The organism is Allobosea sp., assembly GCF_017308015.1.
Lineage (GTDB): Bacteria > Pseudomonadota > Alphaproteobacteria > Rhizobiales > Beijerinckiaceae > Allobosea.
Genome location: NZ_JAFKFW010000033.1, coordinates 42571 through 61043, shown reverse-complemented (window position 1 = coordinate 61043; position 18473 = coordinate 42571). Strand labels below are relative to the sequence as shown.

Here is an 18473-nt window from a genome sequence, read left to right as displayed (position 1 = left end):
GAGGCGGGGCTGGATTACGGGCGTGGCACACCGAAGCCCGAGCCCAGGGTCAATGTCGAGTATGTCTCGGCCAACCCGACCGGGCCGATGCATGTCGGCCATGGCCGCGGCGCGGTGTTCGGCGATGCGCTGGCGAGCCTGCTCGCCTTTGCCGGCCATGACGTCACCCGCGAATATTACATCAACGATGCCGGCGCGCAGGTCGACGTGCTCGCCCGCTCGGCCTTCCTGCGCTATCGCGAGGCACTGGGCGAGGATATCGGCGCGATCCCGGAGGGGCTCTATCCCGGCGACTATCTGGTTTCGGTCGGCAAGGCGCTTGCCGAGCAATACGGGCCGGCTTTGCGCGACAAGTCCGAATGGGATTGGCTGCCACTCGTCCGGCAGGCGGCGATCGACGGCATGATGGCGATGATCCGCGACGATCTCGCCGCGCTCGGTGTCGTCCACGACCTCTTCTTTTCGGAGCGCTCGCTGCAGGGGCGTGACGGCGATACGAATGCCGTGCACCAGACCATCGAGGACCTGCGGGCGCGCGACCTCGTCTATGAAGGCCGCCTGCCGCCGCCGAAGGGCCAGAAGGACGAGGATTGGGAGGATCGCGAGCAGACGCTGTTCCGCGCCACCAGGTTCGGCGACGATGTCGACCGGCCGCTGCTGAAGTCCGACGGCAGCTATACCTATTTCGCCAACGACATCGCCTATCACCGCTCCAAGTTCATGCGCGGCTTCCCCGAGATGATCGACGTCTGGGGTGCCGACCATGGCGGCTATGTCAAGCGCATGCAGGCGGCCGTGAAGGCGGTGACCGGCGGGCAGGGCTCGCTCGACGTCAAGCTCTGCCAGCTCGTGCGGCTGCTGCGCAATGGCGAACAGGTGCGCATGTCCAAGCGTTCCGGCGACTTCGTCACGCTGCGCGAGGTCATCGACGAGGTCGGCCGCGATGCGGTGCGCTTCATGATGATCTTCCGCAAGAACGACGCGACGCTGGATTTCGATCTCGGCAAGGTCGTCGAGCAGTCGAAGGACAATCCGGTCTTCTATGTCCAGTACGCGCATGCGCGCTGCGCCTCGATCTTCCGGCAGGCGCGCGAGGCCTTTCCGGATCTCGACCTGTCGACGGCGGCTCTGGCCGGAGCCGATCTGTCGATCCTGACCGACGAGGCCGAAATCGGCATCGTCAAGATGCTGGCATCGTATCCGCGAATCATCGAGGGCGCTGCCGCAGCACACGAGCCGCATCGCGTCGCCTTCTTCGTGCATGAACTGGCCAGCGCCTTCCATTCGCTCTGGAACAAGGGCAAAGACTCGCCGCAATTACGGTTCGTTAATCAAACTGATCGAAAGTCGACCTTGGCGAGATTGGCGTTCGTGCACGCGGTGCGCAGCGTTCTTGCTTCCGGTCTGGCTGTCGCCGGAGTTGCGGCGCCGGAAGAGATGCGCTGACGGAGGTTTTCCGGCGGCGCGCACAAAGGTCAGGTTGACCGCACAGAGTTCCCGGTTCTTCCATAGGAGGAAGCGGCTTGTGCTGGAATGGATCGTACCATGAGTGAGCCAGCTAGGAACCGTTTCGCGCTCGATCTCGAAGATCTCGAGCGTCAGCTCCGCGGAGCAGGGCAGGCGCCCCGCCCGGGGCAGCAGGCCGATCCGCTTGCGGAGCTGACCCGCATCGTCGGGCAGGACGATCCGCTCAAGGATATCTTCGCCGAGCGGCGTCAGCCGCCGCGGCCTGCCGCGCGCCAGGAGCCCGGCTTCGAGGTCGTGCCGCCGCAGCCCGCGCCCGCAGCTTCCCAGTTGAACGCGCCGCCGGCCGAGATGCGCGGCGCACTCGACGAATTCGAGGCGCTGCTGCGGCGCACCGATCCGCGCCGGGTGGAGGCGCCTGCGCCGGTCCCGGCGCAGCAGCCGGTCCAGCGCGACTTCGAGCCCGATTTCGAGCCCGATTTCGATCTCCCCGAACCGCTGCCCTATGCCCGCCCGGCCGCGATCCAGGGGGCTGCTCCGCCGCGCGATCTGGACGAGGGCGCCCAGTTCCACCCACCGCAGGCTGCCTACGTTCAGGATGAGCCCGCCTACGAGTATGGCCATGCCCAGCAGGACATGCCGGCGCCCGGCTATGGCGAAGACGACCTGCCTGACCTGGAGCCGCGCCGCTCGCGCAAGGGGCTCTGGGCGGCTGCGGCGGTGATCGCCGTCGGCCTCGTCGGTGTCGGCGTCGCTTTCACCATGCGCGGAGGAACCGCCACCAAGGACGGCCAGCCGCCGGTAATCGCGGCCGATTCCGGGCCGGTCAAGGTCGAGCCGGTCAATCCGGGCGGCGCGGAAATCCCGAATCAGAACAAGCAGATCTACGAGCGCAATCCTGACGCCCCGCCGGCCCAGAGCAAGGTCGTGAACAACGAGGAGCAGCCTGTCGACGTCCAGCAGGCGGCCCGCTCGATGCCGCCGCGCGTCGTCATGCCCGGGGCGACCTCCGGCACCGGCACGGCGCTTGCCGCCGCGCCAAGCACGCCCGAGCGCAGCATCGTGCCGCCGGATCCGGCCCTCAGCCCGATGCCGCCGGTGCCCGGCCTCGGCGAGCCGCGCAAGGTCCGCACCGTGTCGATCCGTCCCGACGGAACGCCGGCCCAGAACCCGATCGCGGTCGACAGCAACCAGCCGATTGCGACCGGCTCGGCGCCGAGCCGCTCGCTTGCCGGCCAGGCGACCAATCCCGCCCCGCAGCGTCCGGCTTTGCCTTCTGCCGTGGCTGCCGCGCCGAAGGTTCAGGAACGCGCCACGACGCCGCCTGCCGCCACGACGCCGCCTGCGCCGACCCGTCTCGCCAGTGCCGCGCCGGCCCCCGCCGCCGCGCCGCCGGCTCCGGCGACTGCCGCCGTGCGCGCCGGCACCGGTGATTTCGTGGTGCAGCTCGGTGCGCCCGGCAGCGACGCCGAGGCCCGCGCCACCTTCGCAGCTCTTCAGCGCAAGTACCCGCAGCAGCTTGCCGGCCAGTCGCCGATCATCCGCAAGACTGAGCTGGCGGGTGGCAAGACCGTGTTCCGCCTGCGCGTCGGGCCTTACTCCCGCGAGGACGCGACCTCGATGTGCTCGGCGCTGCAGGCTGCCGGCGGACAGTGCTTCATCGCCAAGAACTGATCCGACCGATCCGCGCTAGATTACGACGGCGGTGCCCATCAGGTGCCGCCGTTTTCCTTTGTATCAGACGCGTGACAGGGCGCCTCGCCGCGCTTGTTTCATGCGTTCGGCCATGCGAGTAGCCTCGCCAACGACGATTGGCCAACCCGGTAAGGCAGGTTGTCCGAACGCAGGAGGTAACCCATGGATCGCCGTAGTTTCGTCAAGGTCGCAGGCGCCGGTGCTGCAGGTAGCGCCGTCATCGCCGCTCCCGCGATCGCGCAGTCGCAGCCCAAGATCAACTGGCGTCTGACCTCGAGCTATCCGAAGAGCCTCGATACGCTCTACGGCATCTCGACCCATGTCGCGAAGCGCGTGGCCGAGGCGACCGACAACAACTTCCAGATCCAGGTCTTCGCGCCGGGCGAGATCGTACCGGCGCTGCAGGCGCTCGACGCCGTGCAGAACGGCACCGTCGAGTGCAGCCATACGCTGGCGAGCTTCTATATCGGCAAGGATCCGGCTTTCGCCTTCGAGACCTCGCTGCCCTTCGGCTTCAATGCCCGCCAGCAGAACGCCTGGCTCTACCAGGGCGGCGGGCTCGAGCTCTGCCGCGCCTTCATGAAGGGCTACAACGTCCACACGATTCCCTCGGGCAATACCGGCGCGCAGATGGGCGGCTGGTTCCGCAAGGAGATCAAGTCGCTGGAGGACCTGAAGGGCCTCAAATTCCGCATCGCCGGCCTCGGTGGACGGATCATGGCACGGCTCGGAGTCGTTCCGCAGACGATCGGCGGCGGCGATATCTATCCGGCGCTGGAGCGCGGCACGCTCGACGCGGTCGAGTTCTCCGGCCCCTATGACGACGAGAAGCTCGGCTTCGTGAAGGTCGCCAAGTACTACTACTATCCCGGCTTCTGGGAGGGGAACGCCAATGTCAGCTTCCTCGCCAACCAGGACAAGTGGAACGAATTGCCGGCCTCCTACAAGGCGATCGTCGAGGCGGCCTGCGCCGAGGCCAACATGAACTGCCTGGCCAAGTACGACCACAACAACCCCGACGCGCTGATTCGCCTCGCCGGCACCGGCGCGGAGCTGCGGCCCTTCCCGCAGGAGGTGATGACGGCCGCGTTCAAGGAGGCTTTCGCGATGTATGGCGAGCTCGCCGCCAGCAACGCGAACTTCAAAACCTTCTACGATTCCTTCCTGCCGTACTGGAAGAAGGAGCAGCTCTGGTTCCGCATCGCCGAACTGCCCTTCGACGCCTTCAACGCGCAGGTCTACCAGCAGGTGAAGTGAGGCTTTGTGCGGGCGCAGTTGGTTCCTGACCGCGCCCGCACCGCGTTTTGCGGCCCCGCATCGACCTGGTGCGAAAACCGCATTTGCCTTTTCGGGCCGATGTCGTAACCCGATGTCATGACATCGCGCGCCTTCATCGCCGGCTGCCTCGGCACGAGCCTCACCGCTGACGAGCGGGCCTTCTTCCGCGATGCCAAGCCCTGGGGCTTCATCGTCTTCAAGCGCAATACGCAGTCGCCCGAGCAGGTCGCGGCACTCACCGCCGAGATGCGCGAGACCGTCGGCTGGCACGCGCCGATCCTGATCGACCAGGAGGGCGGTCGGGTCCAGCGCATGGGGCCGCCGAACTGGCCGAAATATCCGTCAGCCCGCGCCTTCCTCGCGATCAACGATCCCATCCGCCAGCGCGAGATCGTTCGCCTCAGCGCCCGCCTGATGGCGCATGACCTGAGACAAGTCGGCATCGATGTCGATTGCCTGCCGGTGCTCGACGTGCCGGTCGCTGGCAGCCATGACGTGATCGGCGATCGCGCCTATGCCCATGATCCCGATCAGGTGGCGCGCCTCGGCCGGGCGGCGGCCGAAGGGCTGATCGCCGGGGGCGTGCTGCCGGTCGTCAAGCATATGCCCGGCCATGGCCGCGCGCGCGCCGACAGCCATCACGACCTGCCGATCGTCGATGCTTCGCTGGAGGAGCTGCGGGTGCATGATTTCCGGCCGTTCCGGCATCTCGCCGACATGCCGATGGCGATGACCGCGCATCTCGTCTTCACCGCGCTCGACGCGAAGAACCCGGCGACGATCTCCCGCAAGATCGTGCGCGAGATCATGCGCGGCGAGCTCGGCTTCGATGGGCTGATCATGACCGACGACATCTCGATGAAGGCGCTGTCCGGTTCGTTCGAGGCCAAGTCGCGGGCCGCGATCCGCGCCGGGGTCGATGTCATCCTGCATTGCCATGGCATCATGGACGAGATGATCGCGGTGGCCGGGGCTGTTCCTGAAATGACCGGTGCCCGCGCCCGCCGTGCCGCCGCCGCGCTCGGCCGCATCCGGCACGAGCCGGAGCCGGTCGATCTGGAATCCGCGCGCGCCGAGATCGCCGCCGCGCTTGCGTTGAGCGCCTGAACGGCCGAATCTGCGCCTTCGGGGATGACAGGTGGGGCAGGGCCTTCGATGACGGCCGAATTGCCATTCGAGGAAGACCGCGCCGGGCGCGCGGGCGAGCCTTCGCTCGTCGTCGATGTCGACGGCTATGAAGGGCCGCTCGACCTGCTGCTCGATCTCGCACGCCGGCAGAAGGTCGACCTGCATCGTATCTCGATCCTGGCGCTGGCCGAGCAATACCTGTCCTTCGTCGAGGAGGCGCGGGCGCTGCGGCTCGAACTCGCCGCAGACTATCTCGTGATGGCGGCCTGGCTCGCCTATCTCAAGTCGCGCCTGCTGCTGCCTGAGCCTCCCAAGGGCGAGGAGCCGAGCGCTGCCGATCTCGCGACCGCGCTCGCCTTGCGCCTGCGCCGGCTGGAGGGGATCCGCGCCGCCGCAAACAAGCTATCGGCGCGCGAGCGGCTGGGGCAGGACGTGTTCGCTCGTGGCGCGCCGGAGGAGATCGTCGCGGGCGTCCGGCCCGTCTGGGAAGCCGAGCTCTACGACCTGCTCGCAGCCTATGCCCAGCAGCGGCAGAAGCGGGTGCAGGGCCATATCTCGGTCGGCCATCGTGCCGTCTGGTCGCTGGTCGAGGCGCGCGAGGCGTTGCAGCGGCTGGTCGGGGAGGCCGGAGACTGGACCGAGCTCGACGGCTACCTCACGCAGTACATGGCTTCGCATGGCCTGCCGGCGCGGGAGATGCGGGCGACAGTCCGGGCTTCCGCGCTCTCGGCGATGCTGGAGATGGTGCGGGAAGGGATGATCGACCTCCGGCAGGACGAGGCTTTCGCGCCGATCCAGGTGCGCCGCCGCTCGGCTCGGCCGCAAGGGCTGCCCTTCGTCGCCAGGGACGCTTCATGACCGGCACCGCGGCTGAACCGGAGGATACCGAGACCGATGGCGGGGCGGAGGCGTTTTCGCAGGCGCTGCGCGTCGTCGAGGCGCTGCTCTTCGCTTCGGCCGTACCGCTGACCGCAGAGGCGCTCGGCCGTGCGATTCCCGCCGGCATCGCGATCGGGCAGGTGCTGGTGAAACTCGTCGAGAGCTATGCGACGCGTGGGGTCGTTCTGCGCCAGGTTGCCGGCGGCTGGGCGTTCCGGACGGCGCCGGACCTTGGCTACCTGCTCGCGGCCGAGGCGGAACCGCCGCGGCGCCTGTCGCGGGCTGCGCTCGAAGTGCTGTCGATCATTGCCTATCACCAGCCTGTGACGAGGGCGGAGATCGAGGAGATTCGCGGCGTCGCCACCGCCAAGGGAACGCTCGACATCCTGCTGGAAGCGGGCTGGGTGCGGCTGCGCGGGCGGCGGCGCTCGCCGGGCCGGCCGATCACCTATGGTACGACGCCGGGTTTCCTCGACCATTTCGGGCTCGACCGCATCGACGACCTGCCGGGGTTGGAGGAATTGAAGGGCACGGGGTTCATCGAAGGACGAGTGACGCGCGACCTCGCCGTACCGATTCCCGACGACGATCCGTCCTTACGCGATGACGAGGACCCGCTCGGCGATCTGTTCAGCCCGCTTGACGACGGCGAAGGCGGACCGCAACAGGAATGAAGGAACCGGCCAGCGGCCGGGAGAGAGCGGCCGGAGCGGGATCGACCTTGGCGGAAACGAAATCAGGATGGCTCGGCTGGGGCCGGCGCGGCACTGCAGGCGCGGCGATCCCGATGGCGCTCGGCTTCGAGAACGTGACGCAGCGCTTCGGTTCGGTGACGGCGCTGTCGGACGTCTCGCTCGCCGTCAAGCCCGGCGAGATCGTCGCGCTTCTCGGCCAGTCCGGCTGCGGCAAGACGACGCTGCTTCGGCTCGCGGCCGGGGTCGAGCGGCCGAGCGCGGGCCGTGTCCTGCTGGAAGGGCGCGATGTCTCGGCGCCCGATCGTTTCGTCGAGCCGGAGCATCGCGGCGTCGGATTCGTCTTCCAGGACTACGCGCTGTTTCCGCATCTTTCCGTGCGCGACAATGTCTGCTTCGGCCTGCGCGGCCAGACACCGGCTGCGGCCGATGCCACGGCCCTGCGCGCGCTGGCTCGCGTCGGCCTCGCGGAACTCGCCGATTCCTATCCGCATATGCTCTCGGGCGGCGAACAGCAGCGCGTGGCATTGGCCCGCGCGATCGCTCCGCGGCCGGGTGTGCTGCTGATGGACGAGCCCTTCTCCAATCTCGACCGGCGGCTGCGCGACGTGGTGCGCGACGAGACCGCGGCCCTGCTGGATGAGACGGGTGCGACCTCGATCATCGTCACGCATGATCCCGAGGACGCGATGCGCATCGCCGATCGGATCGTGCTGATGCGGGCAGGGCGGATCGTCCAGATCGGCACGGGCGAGGAGCTCTACAGGCAGCCGACCAGCCTCTTTGCCGCCCGATTTTTCTGCGATCTGACGGAGGTCGAGGGGCGGGTGTCCGACGGAGCCGTCGATACGCCATTCGGCCGTTTCGCCGCGCCGGGGATCGCGGAGGGGACAGCGGCCATCGTCTGCATCCGGCCGCATCGCGTCCGCATCGTGCCGAAGGGCTACTATCTGCGCGGGCGATTGATAGGCCGGCGCTTCCTCGGGGAGGCCGACCACCTGCAGGTGACGGTGGACGGCTTCGACCGGGCCTTGTCGGTTCGCGCGCCACTCTCGGACGAGATCGCGGTGGGCGACGAGATCGGGGTCGAGATTCCCTCGGACGAAGTCCTTGTGTTTCCGGCCGCGGATCAATAGGTTCCGCCGCCGAACAATCGACCGGACAAGGACTTGGTTGGGGCCTGTCCCCAGTCGACGCAATTTCGGAGGAGTTTCGCCATGGGTGGCGTGAGCATTTGGCACTGGATCGTCGTCGGCGTCATCGTGATGCTGCTGTTCGGACGCGGCAAGGTTTCCGAACTCATGGGCGATGTCGCCAAGGGCATCAAATCGTTCAAGAAGGGTATGGCCGAGGATGACGAGCCGGCGGCGCCGACCGCTTCCAACGTCGATCCCAAGGTGATCGATCAGACGAAGGCCGACAACGCCGCCGCCCAGGCCCAGGCCAAGGCCGAGCACAAGGCCTGATGCTGCCGCGCTGGATCGCCGTGCGTCCTGAAGGGGCGTGAGCGGCGATCCGTCAATCTGCTGTCGCATCGGGTTTCCCGAAGAGTGGAAGCCACTTTTCGGGCCGACGCGAGGCGCGGGCTTGAGAGGACGAGCCGTCGATGTTCGACATCGCCTGGAGCGAAATGGTGCTGATCGGCGCGGTGGCGCTGGTGGTGATCGGCCCGAAGGACCTGCCCAAGGCCCTGCGTACTGTCGGCCAGACGGTGGGCCGGATCAGGCGCATGGCGTCGGAATTCCAGGGGCAGTTCAACGAGGCGATGCGCGAGGCCGAACTCGCCGACCTGAAGAAGCAGGTCGAGGATGTCGGCGGATCGGTGTCGAACTCGCTGAACACCGATTTCAAGCCGATCGATTCCCTCAAGGATTTCGAGAGCGCCAAGCCGGACGCGCCGAAGCCGGATGAGGCCGCGCTGAAGGAGGCCGAGGCCAAGCTCGCTTCGCTGCCGCCGCCCGAGGCATTGCCGCCCGTTCAGATCTCTGCCGAAGCGCCGAAGCCCGTCGACAAGCCGAAGCGCGCTCGTAAGGCCGCGGCCGAGGCGGCTGTCTCTGTGGTCGAGCCGCCGGCGTTAGCCGCTGCCGAGGCCATTCCGCCGAAGCCTGTTCGCAGGCGCAGCGCCAAGGCTGTTGCCGAGGTGCCGGCGACTCCCGTCGCGGCCAAGGCGCCGAAAGCCGCCGCCGCGCGCAAGCCCAAGGCCGCTGCGGCCGAGACCGTCAAGCCTGCCGCCCGCAAGCGCAAGACCGCCAAGGGCGAGGAGAATTCCGCATGAGCGTTGCCAATCCTCGCGACGGCGAGGACGAGATCGAGGCCTCGCGCGCTCCGCTCATCGAGCATCTGGTTGAACTGCGCTCGCGGCTGATCAAGTCTTTGATCGCGTTCCTGCTGATGTTCTTCGTCTGTTTCGGCTTTTCGACGCAGATCTACAACATCCTGGTGCTGCCCTATGTCTGGGCCGCCGGCAGCGCAGCCAATGCGCAGTTGATCTATACCGGCCCGCTGGAACTGCTCTTCACGCACATCAAGGTGGCGGCGTTCGGTGCCGGCTTCTTCGCCTTCCCGGTGATCGCGACGCAGATCTACAAGTTCGTGGCGCCCGGTCTCTACAAGAACGAAAAGGCGGCCTTCGCGCCCTATCTGGTGGCGACCCCGGTGTTCTTCACGCTCGGCGCGCTGCTGGTCTTCTTCTTCGCCATGCCGGTGCTGATGAAGTTCTCGCTGGGCATGCAACAGGCGGCGACCGAGAATCAGGCCGGCATCGCGCTGCTGCCGAAGGTCAGCGAGTATCTCTCGCTGATCATGACGCTGATCTTCGCCTTCGGCATCGCCTTCCAGCTGCCGGTGATCCTGACCCTGCTGGGGCAGGCCGGCATCATCGATTCGAAGTTCCTGAAGGAAAAGCGCCGCTACGCGATCGTCTTCGTCTTCGTCGTCGCGGCCGTGCTGACGCCGCCGGACGTCATCTCGCAGCTCATGCTCGCGATCCCGATGATGCTGCTCTACGAGCTCTCGGTGTTCTCGGTGCGCCGGGTCGAGAAGAAGGGCGAGGCCGCGAAGGCGGAAGCGGACGCGGCGGAGTAGTCAATCTCGCCCGTCATCCCGGCCGCAGCGAAGCGGAGCGCCGGGATCCATCGCAGGGTGCAGAGCCTTACGATGGATCCCGGATCTACGCTGCTTCGCAGCTTGTCCGGGATGACGGCGTGGTTCTGGAGCCTTTTCGCTGCGAGGTTACCTGTTCCCTCGCGCGCGATCCCGGTCTAGAGCATGCGTCGCTGCACTCCGCAGCGATGCATGGCCGGACGACGATGTACGACATCAGATGGATTCGCGAGAACGCCGCGGCGTTCGACAGGGGCTTGACGCGACGGGGCCTGGCGCCGCTGTCGTCCTCGCTGCTCGAACTCGATGACGTCCGCCGCTCGTCGATCGCCAGGGCGCAGGCCATGCAGGAGCGCCGCAACGCGCTCTCCAAGGAGATCGGCAAGGCGATGGGCGCGAAGGATGCCGCGCTCGCCGACACGCTGAAGGCCGAGGTTGCGGCGCTCAAGGAGCAGCAGCCGGCGCTCGAAGCGGAGGAGAAGGCCGCCAAGGACGCGCTCGACGAGAAGCTCGCCGCGATTCCGAACGCGCCCTTCGACGACGTACCCGAAGGTGCCGACGAGCACGGCAACGTCGTGCTGCACGTCCATGGCGTGAAGCCGGAGGAGCGCGGGCTGCTCACGGGCGTCAACGATCCCAAGCAGCATTTCGAGCTGGGCGAGGCGCTCGGCCAGATGGATTTCGAAAAGGCGGCCAAGCTCTCCGGCTCGCGCTTCGTCGTGCTGCAAAGCCAGATCGCGCGGTTGTCGCGGTCGATCGGGCAGTTCATGCTCGATACGCACACCGAGGAGCACGGCTATACCGAGGTCAATCCGCCGCTGCTGGTACGCGACGACGCGATGTTCGGCACGGCGCAGTTGCCGAAATTCCGCGAAGATCAGTTCCGGGCCGGCGAGGAGCATTGGCTGATCCCGACCGCCGAGGTTCCGCTGACCAATCTGGCAAGGGAATCAATCCTCTCCGAAGAGGAGCTGCCGCTTCGATTCACTGCCCTCACGCCCTGCTTCCGCTCGGAGGCCGGCTCGGCCGGGCGCGACACGCGCGGCATGCTGCGCCAGCACCAGTTCGAGAAGGTCGAGCTCGTCTCGATCACGGCGCCGGAGAAGTCGCGCGAGGAGCACGAGCGCATGCTCGCCTGCGCCGAGGCCGTGCTGAAGAAGCTCGACCTGCATTATCGCGTCATGACGCTGTGCACGGGCGACATGGGCTTCGCTTCGCAGAAGACATGGGACATCGAGGCCTGGCTGCCCGGCCAGAAGGCCTATCGCGAGATCTCGTCCTGCTCGGTCTGCGGCGATTTCCAGGCGAGGCGCATGAACGCCCGCTACAAGACGAAGGACGGCAAGGGGCCCTTCTTCGTGCACACCCTCAACGGTTCGGGCACGGCGGTCGGCCGTGCGCTGATCGCGGTGATGGAGAACTACCAGAACGCGGACGGCTCGATCACCGTGCCGGACGTGCTGGTGCCCTATATGCGCGGCGTGACGCGGATCGAAAAGGCGGCCTGAGAACATGCGTATCCTGGTTACCAATGATGACGGCATCCATGCCGAGGGTCTCGCCGTGCTGGAGCGCATCGCGCGCCAGCTCTCCGACGATGTCTGGGTCGTGGCGCCAGAGACCGACCAGTCCGGCGTCGCGCATTCGCTGTCGCTGTCGAACCCGCTGCGTCTGCGCGAGATCGGCCAGAAGCGCTACGCGGTGCAGGGGACGCCGACCGATTGCGTGATCATGGCGGTGCGCTCGGTGATGGCCGATGCGCGGCCCGATCTCGTGCTGTCGGGCGTCAATCGCGGCTCGAACGTCGCCGAGGATGTGACCTATTCCGGCACCATCGCGGCGGCGATGGAAGGCACGCTGCTCGGTGTGCCCTCGATCGCCATCAGCCAAGCCTATATGCCCGGCAATCGCGACACGATCCGCTGGGACTGCGCCGAGAGCCATGCGCCGGGCATCATTCGCCGTTTGCTGGAGGAGGGCATCCCGGAAGGCGTGCTGTTCAACCTCAACTTCCCCAATGCGGGGCCGGACGAGGTCGAGGGCGTCGCCGTCACCGTGCAGGGACGGCGCGACCAGGAGCTGGTCCAGCTCGAGCCGCGCAAGGACGGCCGCGGCAATCCCTATTTCTGGATCGCCTTCCGGCGTAGCGGCAGGGAGCCGGCCAACGGCACCGACCTGAAGGCGCTGGCCGAAAAGCGCATCTCGATCACGCCGCTCGAACTCGACCTGACGCATGAGCCGACGCTGACGCGCTTCGCGCAGCTCTTCGCCTGAGCCTGGGGCGGGGAGGGGCATGAGCGAGGACGCGCCGGCCAGCGAAGGCGAGCGCACGGTCGCCTTCCTGCTCTCGCTGCGCGCGCGCGGCGTGCGCGATCTCGCGTTGTTGCGCGCGATGGAGCGGGTGCCGCGCGATCGCTTCGCGCCGGCCCGCTTCGCCGATCTCGCCCGGCAGGATGTCTCGGTGCCGCTGCCCTGCGGCCAGACGATGACCGCGCCGCATACCGTCGCCAATCTGCTCGGCGCGCTCGACATGCAACCGGGCGCGCGGGTGCTCGAGGTCGGCACCGGCTCCGGCTATGTCTCGGCGCTGCTGGCCGCGATGGGGGGCGAAGTCGTCTCGCTGGAGCGCTATCGCTCGCTGGCATTGGCAGCACATGAGCGCGTTTCCGACAGCGGTTTCGGCGGAGCTGTCGATCTGCGCCATGCCGACGGATTCCAGCCGGACCGAACGCTCGGGCGCTTCGACCGCATCCTCGTCAACGGCGTCACACAGGCCGTACCCGAAGCTCTACTGGCGCGGCTGTCACCCGGCGGCCGGCTCGTCGGCGCTCTGCGTGTCGAGGGCGCGGCGCGGCGGGTAGTGGTCACACATGTCGACGACGGGCAGTTCGACCATGCGACCGGGCCCGCTTTGCGCCTGCCGCCCCTGATCCCCGGCCGGTCTCGCGCGTTGTAGCCATCCGCATGCGCTTGCCCTGGCGATGGTTCCCCGGCGCGACGAACCCGGCTATTGGCGATGTAGGGTCTCGGGGCTCTCGATGCCGCCGCCGGTCAGGCGGAGCTCGTTTCGATCGAAGAACCCGATAAAGCGCCTGCTGCCGATTTCGAAGACGATCATCTGGCCGGAAATGTTGCGCAGCCTGAGTGCGTCGCGCTGAAATGGCCGGGTGACGTCAGTATTGCCGAGCATTCTCTCGGTGTCGATCAGGATTAACTGCTTTTCCGACCGCCAGGTCCCGTGCATCTGCTTCAGAATCGGCTCGGCCGACAGCGCCGTTCGGCCGAGCGTTATCGCAAGCCCGGCGCTCCCGCAACTCCATGACCGGGCGCGAAGCGCCGGGCGTGCCCCGCCGGTCTCGATACGTTTGTGATCCCGGCGGCGTCAACCAAGTTTCTGATCGCGTTTACGCGAAATTAAGCTCAACGGGACTTTAATCGCGGTCATCGAGTTGCGTCGTTCGCGAGTACTCAGTTCATGCGTAGCCAAGCCGGATCGATCAATCCCCGCGCTCTCCGCCGTTTATCGACGGTGTGCCTGTTCGCTCTCAGCGTCAGTGCCTGCTCGTCGGACGCGATGCGCTTCACCGATACGCCGTTCGACAGTCCTTTCAAATCGGCGCAGGCGCCGGTTCGAGATCCGGTTACGACCGGTTCGATCGGGCAGGTGTCGGGCGCGCCGCTGCAGCCGGTGGCTTCGGCGCCTGTCATTCGGGCCCAGCCTCTGCCACCACCGCAATCCTCCGTTGCGCTGGGTTCGCCGGCTCCGCAGGCTGTCGCCGGCGGCGCTGCCGGCTGGTCCGCGCAGGGCGGTACGCCCGTCGTCCTCGCTCAGGGCGAGACGCTCGACACGATTTCGTCGCGCTACGGCGTGCCGCGGGCCGCCATCATGTCGGCCAACGGGCTGAGCAGTGCGAATGTCACTCCCGGCACACGCATCACCATTCCCGTCTACAATGCGTCCGCGTCCTCTGCGCCGACGCCGGCCCGACAGGTCGCCCAGACCCCGGCCGAGACGCAGCGCTTCGTTGCCGGCCCGTCGGCTGCCCCGCGCGTCTCGCCGCCGGCTGCGGTCGATCCGAAGGCTCAGGCCAGGGCTGCAGCCGAGGCGAAGGCCGCCGCCGCTGCCGAAGCCAAGGCGAAAGCCGCGGCCGACGCGCAGGCCATGAAGGAATCACGAGCCCGTTTCGCCGCCGAGGCGAAGGCCAAGGCTGATGCTCGCAAGACCGCGGCTTTGCCGACGCCCGCCGCCAAGCCGGCTGCGGTGCCTGTCGCCGTCGCGAAGCCTGTTCCCGAAGCCAAGCCCGCGAAGGTTGCGGCGCCCGTCGCCCAGCCGGCGAAACCGGTGGTCGTCGCGAGCGCTCCGTCCACCGAGTCGAGGCCGACCGCGATCCCGAAGGCCGATCCGGCCCCGGAGCCGAAGACCACCGCCAGCATTCCGAAGCAGGAAGAAGAGGCGGTTTCCTCGGCCGACAAGGCGGATTTCCGCTGGCCGGCCCGTGGCCGCGTGATCTCCGGTTATAGCGGCAAGGGCGGCAACGAGGGCATCAATATCGCGGTTCCCGAGGGCACGCCCGTCAAGGCGGCCGAGGGCGGCACGGTGGCCTATGCCGGCAGCGAGCTGAAGGGCTACGGCAATCTCGTCCTGATCCGCCATCCGAACGGCTATGTCTCGGCCTATGCCCATAACGGCGAACTCAAGGTGAAGCGCGGCGACACCGTCAAGCGCGGCCAGGTCGTCGCCAGCTCCGGCCAGACCGGCAATGTTTCCTCGCCGCAGCTTCATTTCGAACTGCGCAAGGGTTCCGCACCGGTCGATCCGACGCCCTATCTTAACAACTGATCCGGGAGCTGCGGACGAAGTTTCTCCCTTCGATCGGTTCCGCGAGACCCTCCCGATCGAAAAGAACGGGGCTGCCCCAGAAAAGGGCGGCCCCGTTTTCGTTCGTTCGACCTTTCATGCTCGCCCTTGCGGGGAGCATCCATGTCTTGAACGGGCAGTTCGACCGAGGAAGACGTGGATGGTCGGGACGAGCCCGACCATCACGTGCGGGCGCCTTACCCTTCCAGCTTCCGGCCCAGCCGGCCGGCGAGGTCCTGGATGTATTGCCAGGCGGTGCGGCCGGAGCGGGAGCCACGCGTCGTCGACCATTCCAGCGCGTCGCGCCGCAGTTCTTCGGGCGCAACAGTCAGCCCGAAATGGCCGGCATAGCCGTTGATCATCTCCAGATACTCGTCCTGGCTGCATTTGTGGAAGCCGAGCCAGAGGCCGAAGCGGTCCGACAGCGAGACCTTCTCCTCGATCGCCTCGCCGGGATTGATCGAGGTCGAGCGCTCGTTGTCCATCATGTCGCGCGGCAGCAGGTGGCGGCGATTCGAGGTGGCATAGAACACGACATTGTCGGGCCGCCCCTCGACGCCGCCGTCGAGCACGGCCTTCAGGGATTTGTAGGAGGTGTCGTCGCTGTCGAAGGACAGGTCGTCGCAGAAAACGATGGCGCGGTGAGGGTCATTGCGCAACAGGCTCATCAACGCCGGCAGGCTTTCGATGTCCTCCCGATGGATCTCGATCAGCTTCAGCGGCAGGGCGTCCTTGGCGAGGCGCAGGTTTGTGTCGGCATGGACGGCCTTCACCAGTGAGGACTTCCCCATGCCGCGCGCGCCCCAGAGCAGCACGTTGTTGGCCGGCAGGCCCTTGGCGAAGCGCTCGGTATTCTCCGCCAGCGTATCGCGGACACGGTCGACGCCGCGCAAAAGCGAGAGCGCGACGCGATTGACCTTCGGCACTGGCAGAAGCTCAGAACCCGCCGCCTGCCAGACGAAGGCGTCGGCGGCCTCGAGGTCGGCGGCCTTGCGGCGGGGCGGGGCAATGCGTTCCAGCGCGTCGGCGATCCGCAGCAGCGTGGCGAGCGTCTGATCGGGGGCGGTTTCGGTCGTGGTCATGGCTGCGGCGCTTTCGTTTCGTTCGGTCAAACCGTACCGTACCGTCCGGTACGGTTCTCTCGGTTAGCTAAACCGCGTCGTGGATCGTGCGCAAGGGGCATTGCGCGAAAGACAGTCAGCCCATAGGTGAGGGATCGCGTGCGGAAGGCGGGGCGCGTCCGATTGATTTCACGGCGTTGCTGGCTATAGTCCGCGCGATTTTCCGGCCGGGCGATGGTTTTGCCGCGTCTTTCCATCTAGAGACCTGCGGTCGGCGGCGTGCCGCCGCCGTACCAGAGGAGTGTATTCGTGATCACCCCCGCTTTCGCCCAGGCCTCCGGAGCCGGTGGCGGCGCCGATATGCTGATCCAGCTCGTGCCGTTCCTGCTGATCTTCGTCATCATGTGGTTCCTGATCATCCGGCCGCAGCAGCGCCGGGCCAAGGCCCATCAGGAGCTGATCAAGAACGTGCGCCGCGGCGACACCGTCGTCACCTCCGGCGGCATGATCGGGAAGGTCTCGAAGGTCGTCGACGATGGCGAGATCGAGGTCGAGATCGCCGATGGCGTGCGCGTGCGCATCGTGCGCGGCATGATCCAGGACGTCCGCTCCAAGAACGAGCCGGTCAAGAACTGAGAACGCGGCGGCCCGGGCTCTTCGCCACGGGAGCTCCGCCACGACAACAAGGCTGTTCACGCAGATGCTTCGTCTCCAGGCCCGCAAGGTCATTCTCGTCCTGCTCGTGCTGCTCGTCGGCTGCGGGCTCGCCGTGCCGAACCTCTTGTCGCCTGAGACGCGCAAGGCGATCGAAACCAACGCCCCGTCCTGGATTCCACGCGCTCTGCTGCCGATCCATGCGGTGGTGCTCGGGCTCGATCTGCAAGGCGGATCGCATGTCCTGCTCGAGATCGACCGGGCCGAGCTGGTGCGCAGTCAGGTGACGCAGTTGCGCGACGACGTCCGCCGCATCCTCCGCGAGGAGCGCGCCGCGCCCCAGGGCGGTATCCAGACGACGCCGCGCGGTGTGCAGGTGCGCGTTACGGATGCAGCCGAGCGCGGACGCGTGCTGCCCAAGCTGCGTGAACTCGCCCAGCCGATCGGTACCCTCGGCGCGTTCGGGCCCTCCGGCAACCAGTCGATCAGCATCGCGGAGCAGCCGGACGGGCTGATCCAGGTCATGGTCACCGAGGCGGGCTCGAACGAACGCATCCGCCGGGCCGTCGAGCAGGCCATGGAAGTGCTGCGTCGGCGCGTCGACGCGCTGGGCACCACCGAGCCGAATATCCAGCGTCAGGGCCTCGACCGCATCCTGGTGCAGGTCCCGGGCTTGCAGAACCCGCAGCGCCTGAAGGAAATTCTGGGCGAAACCGCGAAACTGGAGTTCCGCCTCGTCGGCGACGCCAACAGCAGCGATGTCGACATGCTGCCCTCGCAGGATGCCGGCGGCCAGATGGTTCCCGTGCTGCGTCAGCCTTCGGTCGATGGCGGCGACCTGATCGACGCCCAGCCGGCTTTCGATTCGCGCAGCGGCACCCCGATCGTGAATTTCCGTTTCAACATCCGCGGCGCCCAGCGCTTCGGCCAGATCACCACCGAGCATCTCGGCCGCCCGCTGGCGATTGTGCTCGACAACAAGGTGATCTCGTCGCCAGTGATCCAGTCGCCGATCACGGGCGGTTCGGGTCAGATCTCCGGCAACTTCACCGTCGAGCAGGTCAACAACCTGTCGATCCTGCTGCGCGCCGGCGCGCTGCCCGCCAAGATGACGATCGTCGAGGAGCGCACGGTCGGTCCCGGCCTCGGTGCCGATTCGATCCAGGCCGGCAAGATGGCGACGCTGATCGCGACCGTGCTGGTGGTGATCTACATGCTGGCGACCTACGGGATCTTCGGGATGATCGCGAGCGTGGCGCTTTTGGTCCATGTCGGCCTGATCTTCGGCCTGATGTCCTTCCTCGGTGCGACGATGACGCTGCCCGGCATCGCCGGTATCGTGCTGACCATCGGCACGGCGGTCGACTCCAACGTGCTGATCTACGAACGCATGCGCGAGGAGGAGCATCAGGGGCGCAGCCTCGTCTCAGCGATCGAAGCCGGATTCCAGCGCGCCTTCGCGACGATCATCGACTCCAACGTCACCATGCTGATCGCGGCGGTGGCCCTGTTCTCGCTCGGCTCCGGCCCGGTGCGCGGCTTCGCGGTGGTGTTCATCCTCGGCATCCTCACCACCGTCATCACGGCGGTGACGCTGACCCGGATGCTGATCGCGATCTGGTATCGCTGGGCCAAGCCCAAGCATCTCCCGTTCTGACGCTG

General features: G+C 67.1%; 18 protein-coding genes. 16 read left to right on the top strand and 2 right to left on the bottom strand.

Annotated features, from left to right (window positions below; all coding sequences use genetic code 11):
* The 13 genes from argS to J0I42_RS21700 form a co-directional block, all read left to right on the top strand.
* On the top strand, positions 1–1446 hold a 1446-nt coding region (gene argS, locus J0I42_RS21760; RefSeq protein ID WP_291657971.1), incomplete at its 5' end, for an arginine--tRNA ligase.
* 99 nt (positions 1447–1545) lie between these two features.
* A complete protein-coding gene (locus tag J0I42_RS21755; RefSeq protein WP_291657970.1) occupies positions 1546–3138 on the top strand; it encodes an SPOR domain-containing protein in 1593 nt (530 codons plus the stop codon).
* A gap of 183 nt (positions 3139–3321) precedes the next feature.
* On the top strand, positions 3322–4416 hold the full coding sequence (locus J0I42_RS21750) for a TRAP transporter substrate-binding protein (RefSeq protein ID WP_291657969.1): 1095 nt from the start codon (positions 3322–3324) through the stop codon (positions 4414–4416).
* A 117-nt stretch (positions 4417–4533) separates the two neighbouring features.
* Positions 4534–5544 carry a beta-N-acetylhexosaminidase gene (nagZ, locus tag J0I42_RS21745; RefSeq protein ID WP_291657968.1) on the top strand — a complete coding sequence of 337 codons (1011 nt, stop codon included), beginning with the start codon at positions 4534–4536 and terminating at the stop codon, positions 5542–5544.
* 48 nt (positions 5545–5592) lie between these two features.
* Positions 5593–6423 carry a segregation and condensation protein A gene (locus J0I42_RS21740; protein WP_291657966.1) on the top strand — a complete coding sequence of 277 codons (831 nt, stop codon included), beginning with the start codon at positions 5593–5595 and terminating at the stop codon, positions 6421–6423.
* Positions 6420–7118, top strand: coding sequence for an SMC-Scp complex subunit ScpB (gene scpB / locus J0I42_RS21735; protein WP_291657965.1), 699 nt, complete (start codon positions 6420–6422; stop codon positions 7116–7118). The genes J0I42_RS21740 and scpB overlap by 4 nt, the downstream gene beginning before the upstream one ends.
* A gap of 113 nt (positions 7119–7231) precedes the next feature.
* The gene (locus tag J0I42_RS21730; RefSeq protein ID WP_465247710.1) at positions 7232–8272 is read left to right on the top strand and encodes an ABC transporter ATP-binding protein; all 1041 of its coding nucleotides are present in this window, start codon (positions 7232–7234) and stop codon (positions 8270–8272) included.
* An 81-nt stretch (positions 8273–8353) separates the two neighbouring features.
* Entirely contained in the window at positions 8354–8602 is a 249-nt protein-coding gene (locus tag J0I42_RS21725) for a twin-arginine translocase TatA/TatE family subunit (RefSeq protein ID WP_291657961.1), read from the top strand.
* 140 nt (positions 8603–8742) lie between these two features.
* Complete coding sequence (gene tatB / locus J0I42_RS21720) at positions 8743–9411, top strand: Sec-independent protein translocase protein TatB (RefSeq protein ID WP_291657960.1); 669 nt, start codon at positions 8743–8745, stop codon at positions 9409–9411.
* Positions 9408–10220 carry a twin-arginine translocase subunit TatC gene (tatC, locus tag J0I42_RS21715; RefSeq protein ID WP_291657958.1) on the top strand — a complete coding sequence of 271 codons (813 nt, stop codon included), beginning with the start codon at positions 9408–9410 and terminating at the stop codon, positions 10218–10220. Before tatB ends, tatC begins: the two co-directional genes overlap by 4 nt.
* Before the next feature lie 224 nt (positions 10221–10444).
* A complete protein-coding gene (gene serS / locus J0I42_RS21710) occupies positions 10445–11746 on the top strand; it encodes a serine--tRNA ligase (protein WP_291657956.1) in 1302 nt (433 codons plus the stop codon).
* Positions 11747–11750: 4 nt separating this feature from the next.
* Complete coding sequence (gene surE / locus J0I42_RS21705; RefSeq protein ID WP_291657954.1) at positions 11751–12512, top strand: 5'/3'-nucleotidase SurE; 762 nt, start codon at positions 11751–11753, stop codon at positions 12510–12512.
* A 19-nt stretch (positions 12513–12531) separates the two neighbouring features.
* The gene (locus tag J0I42_RS21700) at positions 12532–13194 is read left to right on the top strand and encodes a protein-L-isoaspartate O-methyltransferase family protein (protein WP_291657952.1); all 663 of its coding nucleotides are present in this window, start codon (positions 12532–12534) and stop codon (positions 13192–13194) included.
* 51 nt (positions 13195–13245) lie between these two features.
* Here the strand turns inward: J0I42_RS21700 and J0I42_RS21695 are convergent, their stop codons facing one another.
* On the bottom strand, positions 13246–13482 hold the full coding sequence (locus J0I42_RS21695) for a hypothetical protein (protein WP_291657950.1): 237 nt from the start codon (positions 13480–13482) through the stop codon (positions 13246–13248).
* Positions 13483–13812: 330 nt separating this feature from the next.
* On the opposite strand from J0I42_RS21695, the gene J0I42_RS21690 reads away from it, so the two are divergent.
* The gene (locus J0I42_RS21690) at positions 13813–15078 is read left to right on the top strand and encodes a peptidoglycan DD-metalloendopeptidase family protein (protein ID WP_291657948.1); all 1266 of its coding nucleotides are present in this window, start codon (positions 13813–13815) and stop codon (positions 15076–15078) included.
* Between the two features lie 215 nt (positions 15079–15293).
* On the opposite strand, the gene J0I42_RS21685 is transcribed toward J0I42_RS21690, so the two are convergent.
* Positions 15294–16178: an ATP-binding protein gene (locus J0I42_RS21685; protein WP_291657946.1), complete on the bottom strand. Its 885-nt coding sequence runs from the start codon at positions 16176–16178 to the stop codon at positions 15294–15296.
* Positions 16179–16517: 339 nt separating this feature from the next.
* Between J0I42_RS21685 and yajC the strand changes: the two genes are divergently transcribed.
* A complete protein-coding gene (gene yajC, locus J0I42_RS21680; RefSeq protein WP_291657981.1) occupies positions 16518–16793 on the top strand; it encodes a preprotein translocase subunit YajC in 276 nt (91 codons plus the stop codon).
* A gap of 64 nt (positions 16794–16857) precedes the next feature.
* Positions 16858–18468: a protein translocase subunit SecD gene (secD, locus tag J0I42_RS21675; protein ID WP_291657945.1), complete on the top strand. Its 1611-nt coding sequence runs from the start codon at positions 16858–16860 to the stop codon at positions 18466–18468.
* Positions 18469–18473 lie beyond the last annotated feature (5 nt).